Here is a 20,907-nt window from a genome sequence, read left to right on the forward strand (position 1 = left end):
GTATGTATTCATCAAAAGAACTTGAACTATTAGAGTTGTTAGAAGAAAAGGGCTATCTGGAGACGAAGATGTTGGCTGATTTGTTGGCGCTCGATGAAGAGACGATTGAGTCGATGCTCGAGAAGTTCAAACAAGATGGGATTTTGCTTGGTTTCCGGGCGATGGTCAATTGGCAAAAAATCAACCGGCATGATGTCACGGCGTTTATCGATGTCAAAGTTGCGCCGAAACGAGGACGTGGATTTGATGATGTGGCCGAGCGTATTTATCGCTTCCCGGAAGTGACGGCCCTTTATTTGATGTCAGGTGCCTACGATCTCCAAGTCGTCATTCAAGCGAGCTCGCTCCAAGACGTGGCCTCATTCGTCTCTGACAAGTTGTCACCGCTTGACTCGGTCTTATCGACGACGACACACTTCAAATTGAAGACGTACAAGCACGACGGGATTTTGTTCACCCCACAAACTGAAGACAAGCGGTTGAACATCACGCCATGAAGTCATTATCCAATCAAGTTGTCTCGATGAAGCCATCAGGCATCCGTCGTTTCTTTGATTTGGCGCAAACGATGGAAAACGTGGTCTCTCTCGGGGTGGGAGAACCGGATTTCATCACGCCTTGGAACGTTCGGGAAGCGAGCTATGTCGCACTCGAACAAGGATATACGGCGTATAGTGCCAATGCAGGACTCATCGAGTTACGCGAAGAGATTGCTACTTATATGAAAGAACGATTTTCAGTCAAATACGATCCGGCATCGGAATTAATTGTGACGACTGGTGCCTCTCAGGCGCTCGATATCGCATTCCGTGCCCTCCTGAACCCAGAAGATGAAGTCATCGTCGTCGAACCTGCTTTCGTATCTTACGGACCGCTCATCGAGATGGCGGGTGGGAAAGTTGTTCCTGTCGCCTGTCGTCCTGAAAAGGGTTTTCGCCTCGACCGTGATGATGTCGAGCGCGTCATCACCGAGCGGACGAAAGCAATTCTCCTCTGCTTCCCGTCCAACCCGACGGGAGCAACGATGAACGCCGACGAGCTCGCGCAAATCGCAGAACTCGCGACCAAGTATGACCTTTGGGTTGTCAGTGACGAGATTTATGCGGAACTTTGCTATGACGATCCGTTCACGAGTTTCGCGACACTTCACGATATGCGGGATCGGACAATCGTCATTAATGGTTTCTCAAAAGCGTTCGCGATGACGGGATGGCGCCTCGGTTTCACCTGTGCCCCTGAAGTCGTGACACGGGAAATGTTGAAGGTGCATCAATACGGTATGATGTGTGCCCCGACGCTCGTTCAATTCGGCGGACTCGAGGCACTTCGTTCACGTCATCAACACGTACCGAACATGGTGAAGAGCTATCGTCAACGTCGGAACTATTTCATTCAGGCGCTGAACGAGGCAGGTCTCCCGACACACGTGCCGGGTGGGGCTTTCTATGCTTTCCCGTCGATTCGACACACGGGGTTGACGAGTGAAGAATTTGCGGAACGTCTCTTGCTTGAAGAACGGGTAGCCGTCGTCCCGGGGAATGCCTTCGGTGAGAGTGGGGAAGGGTTCGTGCGAGCGAGCTATGCGACGTCGCTCGAACAGTTACAAGAAGCGATTCGACGCATCCATCGATTTATGCAGCAATTCGAAGTCACAGCGGTCAAGGACTCTCATTCGTGAGAGTCTTTTGCCGTTTTAGCGATATAATGAAAGGGAAAAGATGGGCGAGGTGAAGAAAATGAAACAAGTTGACTTTGTTGCAATCGGATGTGGTCCTTATAATCTTGGATTAATGATTCTCGCGGAAAAAACATCACTACGCGGGATTTGCTTTGAAAAGCGGAAGGAAATGATGTGGCATGAAGGGATGCTCATCGAAGGGATGACGATGCAAACACATTACTTACAAGATCTCGTCACGCTCGCGGATCCGACGAACCCATCGAGTTTCTTGAACTACTTGAGTGAGACGGGGCGTCTCCAGACGTTCATCACGCAAGAACAGGATAAGATTCCTCGGACGGAATACAATCGGTATTTGCGTTGGGTCGCCGAACAGCTGTCGACCATCCACTTCAATCATGAGGTGACGGATGTGTTGGTCGAGGAAAATGGTTTTCTCGTGACGGTCGAATCAAACGGTGAAACGACTCAAGTTCAAGCTAAACATGTCGTACTTGGAACTGGGGCAGAACCGTTTGTGCCAAAAGGTTTTGAACAAGTGATCCATACGAGCGAGTATTTGACCTATCGGGACGTCCTTCGAAATCGTTATCGCGTCGCGGTCGTCGGGAGTGGACAGAGTGCGGCAGAAGTGTTTCTTGATCTGTTTCGTGAAGCGACGGATGAACAACGTGTCGACTGGATCACACGTTCCGATCATTTCGAGTCACTAGAAGCAGGAAAGCTCGGGGACGAGATTTTTAGTGTGGACTACGTCGAATATTTTCATGGTTTGTCTTACGAAGCACGTCAAAAATTGCTTCAGTCATTTGAACGTTTCCGCCATGGCGTCAACCCTGAGACGATGACGGCGATTTATGAGGCGCTCTATCACAGGACTGCAGAAGGTGAGCCGAAGCGAGCAGAGATGCTGACGCAAGTCGAGGTGGAATCCATTTCATATGACTGGTTGAAACATCGCTTGAAAGGGACACAACAATATACAAACGAAGCGGTCGAAAAGGAGTATGACCTTGTTGTCGTGGCAACGGGATATCGTCCAGTCATTCCGGCGTGGGTCGAGAAGCTCCCGATTGTCTGGGAAGCAGAGAGTGAGTGGGCTGTTCATGATACGTACGAAGTGGTCATGAGCGAATCAATAAAAGGGAAACTATTCACGCACACGAATTTGGAGCATTCCCACGGACCCGCTGCGACGAATCTAGGGATGGCCGTCTATCGAAATGCGGTGATGTTGAACGAAATGGCTGGAGAAACGGTCTATCCGATTCGCCATCAAAAGCCGTTCACGACCTTTTGAACAAAAAAAGGGCTAGGCGAGTCGCCTAGCGGAATCAGGGGGGAATACTTGAAGTCTTGCTTGATTTGTATTTACCCCGCGCTTCGACTTTAAAACATATCAACACGTCAAAAATAATCTTTTTTACTAATTTGTACACTTTATCGAAAAAAGTATGTTATAGTAAGTTGATGAATTTAGCATAGGAGTTGTTTGTAATGGCAAAATACGAAAAAGATCAAGTATTAACAGGTAAAGTAACAGGAATTCAACCTTTCGGTGCTTTCGTAGCACTCGATGACGAGACTCAAGGTCTTGTACACATTTCAGAAATCTCACACGACTACGTAAAAGACGTAAACGATTACGTTCAAGTTGGTCAAGAAGTTGAAGTGAAAATCCTTGAAGTGGACGAAGCTTCTAAAAAGATCAAGCTTTCAATGAAAGCGACTCAAGAAGCTCCAAAACGCGAGAAGTCTGCGAAGCCAGCTCGTCGTGCGCCACGCCGCAACGAAGCATCTTCAAACTTCAAGCAAGAAGAAGCTCCAGGATTCACAGTCCTTAAAGACAAACTTGAAGACTGGATCAAAAACACAAACTTCAAGAAGTAAGTGTTCCAAGGTGACCCGTTCTAAACGGGTCACCTTTTTTGTGTTTTACAGGAATCGATGGGGCTTGTGACGAAACTGTATTTCGAATAGGGGGAGATTAGATGAAGATTGGCATCATTGGAACAGGCGGGATTGCAACGAGTGCTCACATTCCGAATTATGTAAAAGCAGGGGTGGATGTGGTAGCGGTCATGAATCGGACACGGGCGAACGGTGAACGTGTCGCACGACAGTTTAACATTCCGAACGTCTATGAAACGGTCGACGAGATGCTCACGCACGAACAGCTCGATGCGGTCAGCATCTGTACGCCGAACGCCTTACATAAAGAGCAAGTGCTTCTTGCACTAGAAGCGGGATGCCATGTGCTTTGTGAGAAGCCTCCGGGCATATCGGAAAATGAAGCGGTGGAGATGTTAGAAGCAGCGAAACGAGCGGGAAAGACGCTCCATTATGGATTTCATTATCGGCATCGTGCCGACACGGTTCTCCTAAAACGAATGATTGACGCAGGAGAGATGGGGGACATCTATGCGGCAACGGCACTTGCCCTTCGCCGACGCGGCATTCCTGGATGGGGCGTGTTTACGAACAAAGAGCTTCAGGGTGGAGGGGCACTACTCGATATCGGCGTCCATATGTTAGATCTCGCGCTTCACTTGATGGATTATCCGGAACCGAAAGAGGTTGTCGGTCACGTCGGGCAATATTTAGGGAACCGTCCGGGTGTAGGATTGATGGGCAAATGGGACCATGAATCGCTGTCTGTCGAAGACACGGCGAGAGCGATGATCACCTTCGATACGGGTGCTTCTTTGTTGCTCGACGTCAGTTACATGGCCAATGTCGAAGCAGAAGATACGATGCGTGTCGAGTGCCGAGGGACGAACGCTGGGGCAAGTCTATTCCCGCTCACACTCCATACTGAAAAACATGGGGCACTGTTTGACGAACGACCTGCCTATTTGACTGAATATGATCCGTATGAACGTCAAATTCAGCTGTTTCTCGAAGCGTGCCGAAAGGAACCGAACTATCGGCAAGCAGAGGAAGCGGTCATCCTACATCGCATCATCGATCGCATTTACGCATAAGCACGATACTTTTCATTCTTTGAAAACAGGGTATATAGTGTAGGTGTTACATATTTCTACGAGGAGGATGAATCATGCACAACTTTGAATACAAAAATCCGACGAAACTGATCTTCGGTACACATCAGGTCGAAACATTATCGAAAGAACTTGACGCGCTCGACGCGAAGAAAGTGATGCTCGTCTATGGTGGCGGAAGCATCAAAAAGAACGGAACGTACGATGAAGTCGTGGCTGAGCTTGAAAAGGCAGGCATCTCATACGTAGACTTCTCTGGCGTCGAACCGAACCCGCGTATTGAGACAGTACGTCGTGCGGTCAAATTTGCACGTGAAGAAAACATCGATGCGTTGCTCGCAGTCGGTGGAGGTTCCGTCATCGACTGTACGAAACTGATTTCAGCAGCGATTCCTTATGAAGGGGATGCATGGGACATCGTGCTCCGTGAACATATCCCGACAGAGGCGGTACCATTTGGGACGGTCCTCACACTCGCGGCAACAGGATCAGAAATGAACTCAGGCTCGGTCATCACAAACTGGGAAACACAAGAGAAGTTCGGTTGGGGTCATCCACTCGTCTTCCCAACATTCTCAATCCTTGACCCACGTTATACAGTCTCGGTTCCAAAAAACCAGACGATTTACGGTATTGTCGACATGATGAGCCACTGTTTCGAACAATACTTCCACCCGAACCATGCGCCGGTACAGGAACGCATGACAGAAGGTGTCTTGAAAGCAGTCGTTGAATCGGCACCGAAACTCGTGAACGATTTGGAAAACGTCGATTTACGTGCCATCATCTTGTTCTCAGGTACGATGGCGTTGAACGGCGTCCTTCAAATGGGTGCTGCTGGGGACTGGGCATCGCACAACATCGAGCACGCCGTATCGGCTGTCCACGATATCCCGCACGCTGGTGGTCTCGCGATCCTCTTCCCACGTTGGATGGAGCATGTATTGGATGAAGACAATGCTGCCCGTTTCGCGCGACTCGGTACGGAGGTATTCGATGTAGAGCCAGGTGAAAACGACTTGGAGACTGGAAAACGTACAATCGAAGCGATTCGTGCATTCTTCGACCAACTCGGTGCGCCAAACTCACTCCGTGACTACGATATCGATGAGTCGACATTCGATGCGATTCTCGATTCTGCGATGAAACGTGGCGCATTCGGTCGTTTCCGTACACTCGAACGCGAAGATGTCGCGCACATCCTCGAACTCAGCAAATAAGGCAATTTATTGCCTATTTTGCAATAATGATTGAACGAATCTAGCGTTTCCGTTTATGATGGGTCATGTATGGCTCTTTTACGAGCGATTTAAAGGAGGAAATGACATGTCAACTGTACGTTTCGATTATTCAAACGCGCTCTCATTCGTAGGGAAGCACGAAATCGACCAAATGCAAGAAACGGTAAAAACCCTTCACTCGGTGATTCACGAGCGGAGCGGTGCCGGAAGTGATTTTCTTGGGTGGGTCGATCTTCCGACCGAATACGATCAAGATGAGTTCGCACGAATCAAAGCTGCGGCGGAACGAATTCGCGAGAATTCAGACGTTCTCGTCGTCGTCGGAATCGGAGGATCTTACCTCGGTGCCCGTGCAGCGATCGAAATGCTTCAACATTCGTTCTTCAACGTATTGTCAAAAGAAGAGCGCAAGGCACCACAAGTATTCTATGCGGGCCACAATATCTCTTCAACGTATATGAGAGAGTTGCTTCAAGTACTTGAAGGCAAAGAGGTCTCAATCAACGTCATCTCAAAATCAGGAACGACGACAGAACCTGCGATTGCATTCCGTGTCCTCAAGCAGTTCATGGAAGACAAGTACGGTCAAGATGGAGCGCGTGAGCGGATCTATGCAACGACAGACCGTGCCCGTGGTGCACTCAAGACATTTGCGGACGCAGAAGGATACGAGACGTTCGTAATTCCAGATGATGTCGGTGGACGTTTCTCTGTCCTCACGCCAGTCGGACTTCTTCCGATTGCCGCTGCTGGAATTGATATCGATGCATTGATGGAAGGGGCACGTGACGCGCAAAACGCTTACAGCTCACCAGAATTGGCTGAAAACGAAGCGTATCAGTATGCAGTCGTACGTAACGCCCTTTACGCGAAAGGCAAATCGATTGAGATGCTCGTCAACTATGAGCCAGCTCTTCACTACGTGTCAGAATGGTGGAAACAACTTTACGGTGAGTCAGAAGGAAAAGACAACAAAGGAATCTTCCCAGCGGCTGTCGACTTCTCGACGGATCTCCACTCGATGGGGCAATACATCCAAGAAGGTCGTCGTGACTTGTTCGAGACGGTCATTCGTGTGAAAGAAGTCCGTCACTCGATGAACGTCCCAGAAGACGCTCAAGATTTGGACGGTTTGAACTTCCTCGCAGGCGAAACGATTCAGTTCGTGAACGACAAAGCGACAGAAGGAACACTTCTCGCACACACTGACGGCGATGTACCGAACTTGGTCGTCGAATTGCCAGAGATGACACCGTATCACCTCGGCTACTTGTTCTACTTCTTCGAAAAAGCATGTGCGATGAGCGGATACATCCTCGGGGTGAACCCGTTCAACCAGCCAGGCGTCGAAGCTTACAAAGCGAACATGTTCGCGTTACTCGGTAAACCAGGGTATGAAGAACAAAAAGCAGAGCTCGAAAAACGTTTGAATCAATAAGAAAACGAATCGGTCCGCGCGTCGGATCGATTTTTTTGTTTGAAACTGGGTGAAGACAAGGTAAAGTGAGAGTAGACAGGGGAAAGAAAGGGATGGACTATGAAGACATTCAAGGATTACTATCATAATCAAGTCGAGTTAAGCTTCACCCATTATCCGTTCTCAGACACGCCGCTCCACGTCTGGGTCGTCGCCCGATATGAAGACAAGTGGGTATTGACGAAGCATAAACAGCGCGGACTCGAGTTTCCAGGAGGGAAAGTCGAGCCAGGAGAACACGAGGACGATGCCGCTATCCGGGAAGTGTACGAAGAGACCGGTGGAGTCGTCAAAACGTTGCGCTATTTGGGACAGTACCGTGTGTTAGGTAGAGGTGATACGGTCATCAAAAACATTTATTATGCGGAGATTGAGCGATTCGAGGATCATCCTGCCATTGACGAGACAGATGGGGCTGTCCTGATCGATGCCTTGCCGGATAACTTATTGCGCAATCCACGCTACAGCTTCATGATGAAAGACCGTGTCCTACCAGAAACGATGAGGGTTCTCTATGATCAAAAACTGGTTTGACCGAATCGATGTGTTACCACCCTATGCGGGTTACCGAGTGACACGAGGATGGTACACGACGACAGATGGGGAAGAGGTCGTGGCGTATTCGATTGAGCCGAAACGATCAAATGGCCAAGTGTTGATGTACTTACGAGGAGGAACGGCGCGAATCGGGGATGTTCGTTTACCACGTCTCATGCAGTTTGCATCGCGGGGCTTTCATGTCGTCGCCCCGGTCTATCGTGGCAATCACGGCGGGACGGGAAAAGAAGACTTTGGAGGAGAAGACTTAGAGGATGTGCTCTCGCTATTCGACCGTGTCCACATGAGTGGACGACCGGTTCACGTCCTCGGCTTTTCAAGAGGGGGCATGATGGCCCTCTCGCTCGCTTCCGAACGACCGGTCACGACGGTTACTTCATGGGCTGGCGTGACAAACCTCGAGTGGACGTATGAAGAACAGCGTTCGATGCGGAAGATGTTACGTCGGATGACGGGTGGGGACCCCGAGTCTGCAGAATCTGCGTATGTCGACCGTTCTCCGCTTTACAAGGAATGGGTCGCCCCGACACTGCTCATCCACGGTACGGACGATGAACAAGTTCGCTTACGTCATGCGACAGCCGTCGCCGAGAAATTAGGAGAACAGGCAGAGTTTTGGGTGCTCCCGTTCGGTCACCAGCTCCCGTTTTGGGATAAATGGGAGACGACCGAACAAGCGATGGATTGGATGTTGCGACAGGAAAAAGCACTGACTCGATAAAAAATCGAGTCAGTGCTTTTGTGTTAGATGACGAGTGGTCCGGCTGCGATGACGGACTCACTTGCTTTCGTGAAGCGAGTGAAGTTTTCTTTAAATTTCATGGCGAGTGCTTTTGCTTCGACGTCGTAACGAGCTGGGTCGCTCCACGTATCTCGCGGATTGAGCACGTCGCTCGGTACACCATCGATGGCTACAGGAATCTCGACATTGAAAATGTCATGTTTCATCGTTTCGACATCACGGAGCTGGCCGTTGACGGCGGCATTGACCATCGCACGCGTATAGGCGAGTTTCATGCGTGAACCTTCGCCGTATGCTCCACCTGTCCAGCCCGTGTTGACGAGGTAGACATCTACATCGTGCTCTTCAATCAATTTACCGAGCATATCCGCATAACGCTCTGGAGCGAGCGGAAGGAACGGTGAACCAAAGCAAGTCGAGAACGTCGCTTGTGGTTCTGTGACACCACGCTCTGTACCGGCAAGCTTAGACGTATAACCAGACAAGAAGTGGTACATCGCCTGTTCTTTCGTCAGTTTGCTGATTGGTGGCAAGACACCATATGCATCGGCCGTCAAAAAGACGATCGTATTCGGATGACCGGCACGTGATGGGAGCATCGCGTTGTCGATGAATTCGATCGGATATGCTGCACGCGTATTTTCAGTCAAGGAAATGTTCTTGTAGTCCGGCGTACGATCTTCATTCAATACGACGTTTTCAATCAATGAACCGAAACGGATTGCATCATAGATTTGTGGTTCGTTCTCACGCGACAAGTTGATCGTCTTCGCGTAGCAACCGCCTTCGATGTTGAAGACCCCATCCGGTGACCATCCGTGCTCATCGTCTCCGATTAAGTGGCGCTGTGGATCAGCTGAAAGTGTCGTCTTCCCAGTTCCCGACAACCCGAAGAAGAGTGCCGTTTCGTTTGCATCGTTGACGTTTGCCGAACAATGCATCGATAAGACGTTTTGCTCAGGTAACAAGAAGTTCATGACGGAGAAAATTGATTTTTTAATTTCGCCACCGTATTCTGTTCCCCCGATCAGAATCGTGCGCTTGGCGAATGAAACGAGAATGAATGTCTCTGAGTTCGTGCCATCTACTGCAGGGTCTGCTTTATAACTTGGTGCATAAATCACAGTGAACGGGTCGAACGCACCTTTCGTTGGCCATTCGCGTAAAAACAGCTGTTTTGCGAACAGACTATGCCATGCATATTCTGTAATGGCACGGACCGGTAACGTATAGTGCTCATCGGCACCAGCAGACGCTTCGAGGTAATAAAGTTTGTCTTTCTTTTCTAAATGGTTCAGTACTTTGTCGAGAAGTGCTGAAAACTTCTCTTCCGCGATCGGTTGGTTCACTTTTCCCCAATCGACAAGGTTGTTGCTGACTTCATCTTGGACGACGAATTTGTCTTTCGGTGACCGTCCGGTAAAAGCACCGGTGCTGACAGATAAAGCCCCGTCTTTTGTCAGTACACCTTCCCCATTTTGAATGGCTTCTTCCACCAGTTCTGGAACCGTCAAGTTCCGTTTCATGTCGGCACCATTAATTAATTCTTCGATTTTCAGGAGCGTTGTCGCCATCCTGAATCCCACCTTTCCCCTAAATAGATGTGGATGAAATCCGCATACTTCCGCGATTACGATTAATCAGTATGACATTTTTAATTATATGTGACACACTAATTAAACACAAGCGTTTCTTCTCTCTAAGTAAGCGCTTTCTTACAAAGACAGTTTATCACATTCTCTTATCACAAGGTGTTAAAAAACAGAAACGAATTTAAAAAATGTTTGACGATTCACAAACAGAAATGTTTTGCAAGTCAGTGAAAACTTTAACGAATTCGTCCGATTCCCTTGACATAATCGAGCGTCATTTATATGATGGTTTTCGTAACGGATACTCTTATTCTGAGCGGTGGAGGGAACAAGGCCCTACGAAGCCCAGCAACCGTCCGACATGAAGTCTTGTGCGGAAAAGGTGCTATCCTGAAGCGAAGCCATTAGCTTCGAACGATAAGAGGGTAAGGAAGAACGATTCAACCTTTCCCCATGTATGTCATCGGGGGAGGTTTTTTTCATTACCGTCCCAAAGCAACGCGTAAGGGGAACGAGTACCGTCCACATATCACCCTTATTATAGGAGGTTTTTTGAATGTCAAAATTGAACCGTCGACTTTTTACTTCAGAGTCGGTTACTGAAGGACATCCAGATAAAATTTGTGATCAGATCTCTGACTCGATTTTGGATGCCATTTTAGCGGAAGACCCGAATGCCCGTGTTGCGGCAGAAACGTCTGTCACAACGGGTCTTGTACTCGTAGCTGGTGAAATCACAACGTCAACTTACGTGGATATCCCGAAAGTTGTCCGTGAAACAATCCGTGAAATCGGATACACACGCGCGAAATATGGTTTCGATGCAGAAACATGTGCAGTCTTGACGTCGATTGACGAGCAATCAGTAGACATCGCACAAGGTGTTGACCAAGCTCTTGAAGCACGTGAAGGTCAGATGACTGAAGAGGAACTCGATGCAATCGGAGCAGGTGACCAAGGTCTCATGTTCGGATACGCGACAAACGAGACACCTGAACTCATGCCGCTTCCAATCTCATTGGCGCACAAATTATCACGTCGTCTTGCTGAAGTTCGTAAGAACGGTACGCTTGATTACCTCCGTCCGGATGGTAAGACGCAAGTAACGGTTGAGTACGATGAGGACAACAACCCTGTTCGCATCGACACGATTGTTATCTCGACACAACACGCAGAAGAGATCACACTCGAGCAAATTCAAGAAGACTTGAAAAAGTATGTCATCGAAGCAGTCATCCCGGCTGAACTCATCGATGCTGAAACAAAATACTTCATCAACCCGACTGGTCGCTTCGTAATCGGTGGACCACAAGGAGATGCAGGTCTTACAGGACGTAAAATCATCGTCGATACGTACGGTGGATACGCTCGTCACGGCGGTGGCGCATTCTCTGGTAAAGATCCTACAAAAGTTGACCGTTCAGCAGCATACGCAGCTCGTTATGTAGCGAAAAACATCGTTGCAGCAGGACTTGCGGATAAAGCAGAAGTTCAACTCGCTTACGCGATTGGGGTAGCACATCCAGTATCAATCGCTGTCGACACGTTCGGCACTGGTAAATTGAGCGAAACAGAGCTCGTTGAACTCGTTCGTGAGAACTTCGACCTCCGTCCAGCAGGCATCATCAAGATGCTTGACCTTCGTCGTCCAATCTACAAGCAAACAGCAGCTTACGGTCACTTCGGTCGTACAGATATCGAACTCCCATGGGAGCAAACAGATAAAGCAGCAGTTCTTGAAGAAGGCGCGAAGCGTTTCGCGTAATCAACAAAAACGACCTTTCCGCGGAAAGGTCGTTTTTTTATGTTCAAGTCGTTGGTGGTGTCTGTTTATTGTCATTCGATGACGAATCAGTTGAAGTGGTTTCTTGTCCAAGCGCGGTATCCTTCGCTTCGACGACTTTTTCACCGATGTCTTGTAAATCTGATTTGGCTTCTTGAGCCGTCTCGACGATTTTATTGACGTCTTCTTTGACCGTATCGACTTCTCCGACGACTTTTTCATATACGTTTTGGACGTCTGTGGAGACTTCCTGTATCTTGCCGGAAGCGGTCTTTACTTGTTCAATGACTTGAGATGCTTTCCCGGCTGGATCTTGCTTGACTTCATTCACGATGCCACCGACCGAAGATTTTGCATTCGTAAGCGATTGTTTCGTCTGCTCCCGATTCGAGGAGCTAAGTAAGGCGAGGAGACCACCGACGAGGGCACCGAGTAGCATCCCGGTCACAACGCTGATTTTTGGACCCCCTGCATCCAATTGATCAAATTGACGGTTCGGATTCTCTGTTTGTTCGATTTTCGGGTCATGCTCTAATTTTGGTTCCATGTTGTTCCACTCCTTCATGTGATTGGCATTGCTAGTCTTATACCCTAGTCGATTGCGGACATAACGTTTTCTTATGAATCGTCACGAAAAAGAAACGAATGGCAGGATAAAAACGTGACGATAGGGAATGATACAAATAGATTGGCCAAAAGGGGGAAGCTGTCATGAACATGAGGGAAGCAGTTCCAGAAGATGCAGCATTAATTCGAACGATTGCACTTGCGACGATTTCAGAGGATGATTTGAATCGTTTGAAAGCGATGGAGCGCGCCTATCGACAAGAAGAGATTGTTCGAGCGATCAGTTCGAGTGAAGAAGCACGAGAGCAATACTTTATCGTCGGCGAGTTCGAAGAAAATGTCATCGGATTTTGTCATGCCATCGATCGCGGTGACATGTGGGAGATGCTTCGTCTTTATCTTCACCCTGATTATCACCGAAACGGATATGGAGCAGCTTTTTTAAACTATCTCCAATCGAAAAAAGAACAACCGATGGAAGTGTACGTTGAAAATTCAAATGACCAAGCGATTGCGTTCCTTTTGCATCAATCGTTTAAAGAAGTGAATCGGGTCCAAGAAGAGGTATACGACCAGCCGATGGAACTCATTCATTTACGATATCATCCGAGCTAAGCCTCCAGACGGATTTTCTTCAAACATCAGTTGCGGCTGATGTTTTTTTGATACAATACATATAGTCTAAAAATGAGGTGACGGCAGCATGACATATGAAGAAGCACGAAAAGGGGTCATCGTCATCGTGTACCCGCTACAGTTCACGTCTCGGATTAGTGAGAACTTTATTCGCCGACTCCAAGACGAGTACGAAGTAATTGTCGTCCGTGACCAATCGGTCGGATTGACGGCAGATGACCATAAACAGCTCATCAAGCGAGCGTTGCGTGAGGCAGGGGAATACAAACTACCGATCCACGTCGTGGCATTCAGTCTCGGGGCACTTTTCACGAACCGACTCTTGCAAGAGTATGATGTGCCGCTTGGGAGTTTGACGTATATCTCTCCTTTATTTGATTGGCATGCCACTCGTCAAATCGGCGGATTGAAACAAGTCGTCGCGAGTGCTGTCGACCGTTTCCGCCCAGACATGCCGCTCGGGATGATGACATTCACTGGTGGAGGCGAGGAATCGTCACGCTTCGGTGAGATCACCTATGCGCAATATCGTGAGATTGAAGAAGAAATCGTGGAACATCAAGAAGAGAAGAAGCACTTACCACGACTTCCGCTTGCTTGTTTCTATGCACCAGACGATCAATTTGCGGACGTGAAGTTGACGTTAAACGTTTGCCGGAAGATTGGTGGGGATCAAGTCTACATCCGTCGGTTGGAAGGATTCCCGCATTTTGGATATGAACGTTTGAACACCAAGTTTGCGGAGACATTGATGACGTTTTATGAATTGATTCAAGAATGACAGAAGGCGACTCGAATGAGTCGCCTTTTGCTTATGTGCGTTTTTCAATCGCCACGATGAATGGTGGATGATTGATTTGGTTGATGAAACCGTAGCGGAGGACGCCAGCCTGTTTTTGGTCAAGCGACTCCACGTAATGAAGCACTTCATCCCGTTCGACTTTTCCGCTCTCATGTCCGTGATAGATGACGATGACGATGACGCCACCGACGGTCATGACCTCTAATAATTGAGATAATGCGGCAATCGTCGTATTCCCGTGAGTCGTGATTGATTTATCGCTTCCTGGTAAATAACCTAAATTGAAGACGGCAGCGGAGATGGGGCGCGTCTCGTTCGTGACGACCGCTTGAACCGTGTCGTGACTGTCATGAATGACGGACACCCGTTCATCGAGACCGGCTTCCTGTATACGTGCGCGTGTGGACGCGACCGCTTCTGACTGGATATCAAATGCATACACATGACCCGTTTCGCCAACTGCATTCGCCAAAAATAGCGTATCGTGTCCGTTTCCGGCGGTCATGTCGATGGCGACATGTCCTTCTTCGAGGTGGTCATGTAGTAATTGTTTTGCAAACGGTAGTACTCTCATTAATCCCATGCATCTCATCCTTCTTTTTTCCTTGGAAAGAATCTCGTCGTTCCAATTCTGCACGGATCTTGTTTAACACCTGCATCTTGTGACGACTCCATAACGGACCAATCAATAAGTCAGGTGGGCCGTCCCCGGTCAAACGATGAACGATGACCTCGGGAGGTATACATTCGAGCTGATCGCAGACGAGGGAGACATAGTCGTCTTCCTCCATCAATTCGAGTAGGCCTTTTTCGTATTGACGGGCGAGCGGTGTATGTTTCAAGACGTGAAGTAAATGGATCTTGATTCCTTGTATGTCCATTTTAGCAACTTCTCGGGCTGTGTCGAGCATCATCTCTAGTGTCTCACCTGGTAAACCATTAATGATATGAACACAGACACGGATGTTGTGGCGCCGAAGTTTTGCAAGACCGCTCAAAAATGTCTCGTAGTCATGTCCACGATTGATTTTTTTCGCCGTCGTGTCATGGATGGTCTGAAGGCCGAGCTCCACCCAAAGCGATGTCCGTTCCTTCAATTCTGCTAAATAAGCGACGACGTCGTCTGGCAAGCAGTCCGGACGTGTCGCAATCGAGAGACCGACGACGCCTTCTTCTAGAAGTGCAGGTTCGTACAACTCACGTAACCGTTCGACCGGCGCGTACGTGTTACTGAATGCTTGGAAATAAGCGATGTATTTGGCGTTCTTCCACTTTTGGTGAAGACGAGCCTTCACTTCGGCAAATTGAACGGGAATCGGATCGCAAGCATTTCCTGCAAAATCACCACTCCCATCGTCTGAACAGAACGTACATCCTCCTTTTGAGACGCGTCCGTCACGGTTCGGACAGGTGAAGCCGCCATCAAGCGGGACCTTGAAAACCTTTCCTCCATATTCTCGGCGATACGCTTCATTCAACGTATGATATCGGTTTTGACCAAATGGATTCATTCAACATCTCTCCTTCCTTGCTCATGCTATCACAAATGAAAAATGACAAAACTTCATAATAAGTAATTTTTCTTGACACTTCTTTGGCATTCGTTTAGGTTTGATAAGGAAATCTTGTCGATTCGGCCATTTGTGCCGATTTTTTTTGATGTGAAAGAGGAATGAAAGGAGGACTTGGTGTGAACAATAAAATGCCAATTTCGGTATGGATTCTAGTCATTGCGATGGCGCTCAATACAACGGCGGCGTCTTTTTTATGGCCATTTAACACACTGTATATTCATGATTTTTTAGGTGAGTCGATGACACTTGCTGGGGTGGCACTTCTTGTGAACTCCGCACTCGCGATCGTCGGAAACTACATCGGAGGGACATTATTTGACCGAATCGGTGGAAAGATGACGCTCATGATTTCTGTCGGTTTGTTGCTTGCGAGCTCACTCGGGTTTTTACTGTTCCACGCCACGTTCTTCGGCTATTTGGTGTGGCTCGGTATGATTGGGTTCTCAGGTGGACTCGTCTTTCCGACCGTTTACGCGTTTGCGGGACTCATCTGGCCAGAAGGTGGACGCCGTTCGTTCAACGCGATTTACGTTGCGCAAAACGTAGGTGTCGCCCTCGGTACGGCCATGAGTGGTCAAATCGCGCGTTTTAACATCGAGTGGATCTTTTATGCGAACTTCTTCTTGTCGGTCTTATTTGTCGTGGTCCTTTTATTTGGACTTCGCTACTTGAAAAACCCGGCACGTCCTGTCGTTCAATCACAGTTAGAGGCAGCCGCCACGACCCTCTCGAGCGCAACGATGAAGTCGATGTGGTATGTCGCCGTCGGTTACGCCGTGCTTTGGTTCGTGTACGTTCAGTGGCAAGGGACGATTGCCGTTCATTCGAAAGACCTTGGTGTCACAATTAGCCAATATTCACTGCTTTGGACGGTGAACGGGGCGATGATCGTATTCGCACAGCCGTTACTCAACCGTGTCTTACGACAGTTTGAGGACGACTTAAAACGTCAATTGATTATCGGGGCCTCTATTTTCCTGGGTGCCTTCTTGATCGTGCCGTTCGCTGGCGGATTTGGCATGTTTATGGTCGCAATGGTCGTCATGACAATCGGGGAAATGTTCGTCTGGCCAGCAGTCCCGACGATTGCAGCAAAACTTGCCCCTCCTGGTAAGGCGGGACAATATCAAGGGCTCGTCAATATCGCAGCATCAGTCGGCCGGATGATTGGGCCGACATTGTCCGGATTTGTATATGACATGTTCGGCATTACTGCGGTCTTCGGCATGCTTCTTCTACTCGCTACGTTCGCCCTTACTCTATTCGTCATTATGAAAGACATTCGCGTCGCTGAAAAATCAAGTTGACGTTGAATTTCAGAATGGGCTAAAATAGACTACGATGAATAGCAAGCGATGAAGAGGATTAGTAGCGAACGTTCCGTTTCAAAGAGAGTCGATGGTTGGTGTGAATCGATAAATGGAGGTCGTGAACTCGCCTTGGAGCTGTTTTCCTGAACCGAGTAGGGAAAACCGGGGTTACGCCTCGTTATCGGCGTCTCAAGTGGCAGCAATGCAACATGGGTGGTACCGCGGAGAGCTTTCAAGCCTTTCGTCCCATTTTCGGGGACGGAAGGCTTTTTATTATGCAGAGGAGGAAGAATGTTGAGCTATTTTAAACATCAAGAAATCGAGCCGAAATGGCAAAAGCGTTGGGAAGAGAAAGACGCATTCAAAACGACAGAAGACCCGGAGAAGGATTGTTTTTACGTCCTTGATATGTTCCCGTACCCATCAGGTGCCGGCCTTCACGTTGGTCACCCGGAAGGTTACACGGCGACGGATATCATCGCTCGTATGAAGCGGATGCAAGGATATAACGTCCTTCACCCGATCGGCTGGGATGCGTTCGGTCTTCCTGCCGAGCAGTACGCGCTCGACACAGGGAACGACCCACGCGAATTCACAGCTCGTAACATCGAGACGTTCCGCCGTCAGTTGAAAGAACTCGGTTTCTCGTATGACTGGGCCCGTGAAATCAGCACGACGGACCCGAAATACTATAAATGGACACAATGGATCTTCACGCAATTGTTCGAGCGTGACCTCGCATACGTCGACGAAGTTGCCGTTAACTGGTGCCCTGCACTTGGCACGGTCCTTGCGAACGAAGAAGTCATCGACGGCTTGTCAGAGCGTGGGAACCACCCGGTATACCGTGTTCCGATGAAACAGTGGGTGCTTCGCATTACAGAATACGCGGAGCGTTTGCTTGAAGACTTGGAAGGTCTCGACTGGCCAGAGAGCGTCAAAGAGATGCAACGCAACTGGATCGGGAAATCGGTCGGTGCCGAGGTCGACTTCAAAGTCGACGGTCACGACAAGATTGTCACGGTCTTCACGACACGTCCGGACACACTTCACGGAGCGACCTATGTGACGCTCGCACCAGAGCATCCGTTTACGAAAGTGATCACAACGCCTGAACAATCAACGGCAGTAGAAGCATACATCGAGGAAGTTTCGAAGAAGACGGACCTCGAGCGTACAGACCTTGCGAAAGAGAAGACAGGTGTCTTCACGGGCGCTTATGCGATCAACCCGATGAACGGTGAGAAACTTCCGATTTGGACAGCAGACTATGTTCTCTCGACATACGGGACAGGTGCAGTCATGGCCGTTCCTGGACACGACGAGCGTGATTATGAGTTTGCAAAAACGTTCGACCTCCCGATTCGTGAAGTCGTCAAAGGTGGAAACTTGGAAGAGGCGGCTTACGTCGAAGACGGAGAGCACGTCAACTCAGGTAGCTTGAACGGTCTTAATAAAGCCGATGCAATCAAGACGATCATTGAAGAACTCGAAGCTGCTGGTACAGGTCGTGCGAAGACGACATACCGTCTTCGTGACTGGTTGTTCAGCCGTCAACGTTACTGGGGAGAACCGATTCCGGTCGTCCACATGGAAGACGGAACGATGAAGACGGTACCGGTCGAAGAGCTTCCGCTCGAACTTCCGATCATCGATGAAATCAAACCGTCTGGTACGGGTGAGTCGCCACTTGCGAACGCAGAAGAGTGGTTGACGTACACAGATCCTGTCACGGGGGAAAAAGGTCGTCGCGAGACGAACACGATGCCACAATGGGCAGGTAGCTGCTGGTACTACATCCGTTACATCGATCCAGATAACGAAGAAATGATTGCGGACCCTGAAAAACTCAAACGTTGGCTTCCAGTCGACTTGTATATCGGTGGTACAGAACATGCCGTTCTTCACTTGCTCTATGCACGTTTCTGGCATAAAGTCCTTTATGATATCGGTGTCGTTCCGACGAACGAGCCGTTCCAAAAATTGTACAACCAAGGCATGATCCTCGGTGAGAACAACGAGAAGATGTCGAAATCTCGTGGGAACGTCGTCAACCCAGATGATATCGTGAAATCACACGGCGCGGATACACTCCGTCTTTATGAAATGTTCATGGGCCCACTTGACGCAGCAATCGCATGGTCAACGAATGGTCTTGACGGGGCACGTCGCTTCCTCGACCGCGTATGGCGTTTGTTCAATCAAACGAACTTTGCGGACGTGGCACCGACTGCCGACTTTGAACGTACGTATCATCAGACGGTGAAAAAAGTCACTGAAGACTATGAAGCACTTCGCTTCAACACAGCAATCTCTCAGTTGATGGTCTTCGTCAATGAAGCGAACAAACAAGAGACGTTGCCAAAATCGCAAATGGTCGACTTCATCAAGATGCTTTCACCTGTTGCTCCGCATTTGTCTGAAGAGTTGTGGGAGAAGATGGGCATGACGGAAGAGTTGACGTATGCGGCTTGGCCGACGTACGATGAGTCAAAACTTGTGAGTGACACGATTGAAGTCGTCATCCAAGTGAACGGGAAACTTCGTGCGAAAATGCACGTTTCGCGTGACGCATCAAAAGAAGCGCTTGAAGCGGAGGCGCTCGACAACGAGCGTGTCCAAGAGTTCACAGAAGGCAAGACGGTTCGTAAAGTCATTGTCGTCCCTGGAAAACTCGTCAATATTGTAGTGGGGTAATCGAAAGAATGTGTGACATTGTCGCACATTCTTTTCTTTTTGGTGAGGTCATTTTCTTTTACGGTCGGTTTTGATACACTAAAGGGCGATACTGAAGTAGAAGGGGACGACATGTCCATGAAACGTTCTTATGTGCTATACACGACACTATGTGCTGTCGTGGTCGGCGTGATCCTTTGCTATGTCTTTGTCTTCTCTGATGAAGAGATTCAGCGACAGGTCGCCTCGACATTTGAAAAAATCGACATTCAAACGAGTCATCAAACGGCATCCCTCCCGCCTGTGGAGGCAGCGCAAGATGACGAAGATATTGATACGACCGATGCGCTCGAGCAAATCAACCAGATCGATGAAGTGTACTATAGCGATACGATCGGGGCCTATCTCGTGCTTACCGAGCAGGCTGAATTTTTCGAAGTGAGCGGGAACGGCACACGCGTCAACTCAGTGCTTCAACTGGAAAATACGGGACAGGCGCGACTCGATGATTTTATCGGGATGCGCATGGTCGAAGAAGATCTTGTGTATGCGGTGACAGCGAACGGGACGCTCATCACGATTGAGCGAGAAGAAGGACGCTGGGTCGAGAGACCACGTAAACAAATCAAAGGTCTCGTATCGGAAGACCGAATCTTTGGTCTCGGCTATGACCGAGAATCGAATCGTCTCTTCATGATGAATCGATTAGCAGACACGCCGGACCTTGAGCTCCTTTATATCGAAGAGCGTGAAATCGAACCGGAAGTGCCTGCGGAAAACGAGTCAGAAGAATCGACAGAATCGGATGATAATGTTGAAGGTACTGAACAATCAACAGAAGAAGCGACGACAGAAAATGTCTCGACGAATGACGATGTCTCTAGTGAGACGGCCGCTGCGGAAGAAGAGGCACCTGAGAATGAGCAGGATACGCCAGATGAGGCAGTCGAGGAAAAAGAACCGGAAACGGAATGGATGCTCGATTCGCGTCAAGCGTTATCGGCTGACGGGATGAGCGCCTCAATCCAGCAAAAGTTTGAGCGATTCGAAGGCGTTGGGCTTGTCGAGCGACAAGGCCGAATATACGTGCTCGACTCGGAAGAACTCGTCCTCTATACGGTCAACCCGGAAGAAGGTACCATCAACGGTCAGATGGTGACACCTCGCGTGTATGACTCGACCGGCATGTTTTTACAAGACAATGAAATCTTTGCAATCGTCCACCCGGAAGTATTCGATTTGGATGCCTTCGTCTCCGTGGACTGA

Annotated in this window: 19 protein-coding genes, 1 riboswitch and 1 other annotated feature; of the genes, 15 read left to right on the forward strand and 4 right to left on the reverse strand. The window is 48.9% G+C overall.

Features of this window, described 5'->3' with window-relative positions; genetic code table 11:
• Window positions 1-2 precede the first annotated feature (2 nt).
• From ACQKD4_RS04015 to ACQKD4_RS04055, 9 genes are all read left to right on the forward strand, one after another.
• The gene (locus tag ACQKD4_RS04015) at window positions 3-497 is read left to right on the forward strand and encodes an Lrp/AsnC family transcriptional regulator (protein ID WP_074033499.1); all 495 of its coding nucleotides are present in this window, start codon (window positions 3-5) and stop codon (window positions 495-497) included.
• Window positions 494-1,678 (forward strand): aminotransferase, encoded by a 1,185-nt coding sequence (locus tag ACQKD4_RS04020; protein WP_427372536.1) that lies wholly within the window; start codon window positions 494-496, stop codon window positions 1,676-1,678. The genes ACQKD4_RS04015 and ACQKD4_RS04020 overlap by 4 nt, the downstream gene beginning before the upstream one ends.
• Before the next feature lie 58 nt (window positions 1,679-1,736).
• Window positions 1,737-2,981 carry a lysine N(6)-hydroxylase/L-ornithine N(5)-oxygenase family protein gene (locus ACQKD4_RS04025; protein ID WP_427372537.1) on the forward strand — a complete coding sequence of 415 codons (1,245 nt, stop codon included), beginning with the start codon at window positions 1,737-1,739 and terminating at the stop codon, window positions 2,979-2,981.
• Between the two features lie 197 nt (window positions 2,982-3,178).
• A complete protein-coding gene (gene yugI, locus ACQKD4_RS04030; RefSeq protein ID WP_074033496.1) occupies window positions 3,179-3,571 on the forward strand; it encodes a S1 domain-containing post-transcriptional regulator GSP13 in 393 nt (130 codons plus the stop codon).
• Between the two features lie 101 nt (window positions 3,572-3,672).
• Window positions 3,673-4,665, forward strand: a complete 993-nt coding sequence (locus ACQKD4_RS04035) for a Gfo/Idh/MocA family protein (protein ID WP_427372538.1) — start codon at window positions 3,673-3,675, stop codon at window positions 4,663-4,665.
• A 74-nt stretch (window positions 4,666-4,739) separates the two neighbouring features.
• Complete coding sequence (locus ACQKD4_RS04040) at window positions 4,740-5,903, forward strand: iron-containing alcohol dehydrogenase (protein WP_427372539.1); 1,164 nt, start codon at window positions 4,740-4,742, stop codon at window positions 5,901-5,903.
• A 106-nt stretch (window positions 5,904-6,009) separates the two neighbouring features.
• Complete coding sequence (locus ACQKD4_RS04045) at window positions 6,010-7,362, forward strand: glucose-6-phosphate isomerase (protein WP_427372540.1); 1,353 nt, start codon at window positions 6,010-6,012, stop codon at window positions 7,360-7,362.
• A gap of 99 nt (window positions 7,363-7,461) precedes the next feature.
• Window positions 7,462-7,935, forward strand: a complete 474-nt coding sequence (gene ytkD, locus ACQKD4_RS04050) for an RNA deprotection pyrophosphohydrolase (RefSeq protein ID WP_074033492.1) — start codon at window positions 7,462-7,464, stop codon at window positions 7,933-7,935.
• Window positions 7,916-8,680 (forward strand): alpha/beta hydrolase family protein, encoded by a 765-nt coding sequence (locus ACQKD4_RS04055; RefSeq protein ID WP_074033491.1) that lies wholly within the window; start codon window positions 7,916-7,918, stop codon window positions 8,678-8,680. The genes ytkD and ACQKD4_RS04055 overlap by 20 nt, the downstream gene beginning before the upstream one ends.
• Window positions 8,681-8,703: 23 nt before the next feature.
• Here the strand turns inward: ACQKD4_RS04055 and pckA are convergent, their stop codons facing one another.
• Window positions 8,704-10,275 carry a phosphoenolpyruvate carboxykinase (ATP) gene (gene pckA, locus ACQKD4_RS04060; protein WP_214782095.1) on the reverse strand — a complete coding sequence of 524 codons (1,572 nt, stop codon included), beginning with the start codon at window positions 10,273-10,275 and terminating at the stop codon, window positions 8,704-8,706.
• 322 nt (window positions 10,276-10,597) lie between these two features.
• A riboswitch (SAM riboswitch) is annotated at window positions 10,598-10,717 on the forward strand.
• Between the two features lie 132 nt (window positions 10,718-10,849).
• Between pckA and metK the strand changes: the two genes are divergently transcribed.
• Window positions 10,850-12,058, forward strand: a complete 1,209-nt coding sequence (metK, locus tag ACQKD4_RS04065; RefSeq protein ID WP_214746335.1) for a methionine adenosyltransferase — start codon at window positions 10,850-10,852, stop codon at window positions 12,056-12,058.
• Between the two features lie 43 nt (window positions 12,059-12,101).
• On the opposite strand, the gene ACQKD4_RS04070 is transcribed toward metK, so the two are convergent.
• Window positions 12,102-12,623 carry a hypothetical protein gene (locus tag ACQKD4_RS04070; RefSeq protein WP_427372541.1) on the reverse strand — a complete coding sequence of 174 codons (522 nt, stop codon included), beginning with the start codon at window positions 12,621-12,623 and terminating at the stop codon, window positions 12,102-12,104.
• A gap of 164 nt (window positions 12,624-12,787) precedes the next feature.
• On the opposite strand from ACQKD4_RS04070, the gene ACQKD4_RS04075 reads away from it, so the two are divergent.
• Window positions 12,788-13,258, forward strand: coding sequence for an N-acetyltransferase family protein (locus tag ACQKD4_RS04075; protein ID WP_427372542.1), 471 nt, complete (start codon window positions 12,788-12,790; stop codon window positions 13,256-13,258).
• Window positions 13,259-13,346: 88 nt separating this feature from the next.
• The gene (locus ACQKD4_RS04080) at window positions 13,347-14,060 is read left to right on the forward strand and encodes an alpha/beta hydrolase (protein ID WP_427372543.1); all 714 of its coding nucleotides are present in this window, start codon (window positions 13,347-13,349) and stop codon (window positions 14,058-14,060) included.
• Window positions 14,061-14,091: 31 nt separating this feature from the next.
• Here the strand turns inward: ACQKD4_RS04080 and ACQKD4_RS04085 are convergent, their stop codons facing one another.
• Together ACQKD4_RS04085 and ACQKD4_RS04090 are read right to left on the reverse strand one after the other, a co-directional pair.
• Window positions 14,092-14,664: a class I SAM-dependent methyltransferase gene (locus ACQKD4_RS04085; protein WP_427372544.1), complete on the reverse strand. Its 573-nt coding sequence runs from the start codon at window positions 14,662-14,664 to the stop codon at window positions 14,092-14,094.
• Window positions 14,618-15,592: a TIGR01212 family radical SAM protein gene (locus ACQKD4_RS04090; protein WP_427372545.1), complete on the reverse strand. Its 975-nt coding sequence runs from the start codon at window positions 15,590-15,592 to the stop codon at window positions 14,618-14,620. Before ACQKD4_RS04090 ends, ACQKD4_RS04085 begins: the two co-directional genes overlap by 47 nt.
• 179 nt (window positions 15,593-15,771) lie before the next feature.
• On the opposite strand from ACQKD4_RS04090, the gene ACQKD4_RS04095 reads away from it, so the two are divergent.
• The 3 genes from ACQKD4_RS04095 to ACQKD4_RS04105 all read left to right on the forward strand — a co-directional run bounded on the left by ACQKD4_RS04095 (window position 15,772) and on the right by ACQKD4_RS04105 (window position 20,907).
• Window positions 15,772-16,962 (forward strand): MDR family MFS transporter, encoded by a 1,191-nt coding sequence (locus ACQKD4_RS04095; RefSeq protein ID WP_353047500.1) that lies wholly within the window; start codon window positions 15,772-15,774, stop codon window positions 16,960-16,962.
• Between the two features lie 39 nt (window positions 16,963-17,001).
• Window positions 17,002-17,217 (forward strand) — a binding site (T-box leader).
• Between the two features lie 39 nt (window positions 17,218-17,256).
• The gene (leuS, locus tag ACQKD4_RS04100) at window positions 17,257-19,662 is read left to right on the forward strand and encodes a leucine--tRNA ligase (RefSeq protein WP_427372546.1); all 2,406 of its coding nucleotides are present in this window, start codon (window positions 17,257-17,259) and stop codon (window positions 19,660-19,662) included.
• A 117-nt stretch (window positions 19,663-19,779) separates the two neighbouring features.
• The gene (locus ACQKD4_RS04105; RefSeq protein ID WP_427372547.1) at window positions 19,780-20,907 is read left to right on the forward strand and encodes a hypothetical protein; all 1,128 of its coding nucleotides are present in this window, start codon (window positions 19,780-19,782) and stop codon (window positions 20,905-20,907) included.

The sequence above is a fragment of the Exiguobacterium sp. NPDC077395 genome, assembly GCF_050269125.1.
In the GTDB taxonomy this organism is placed as follows: Bacteria; Bacillota; Bacilli; order Exiguobacteriales; family Exiguobacteriaceae; genus Exiguobacterium; species Exiguobacterium aestuarii_A.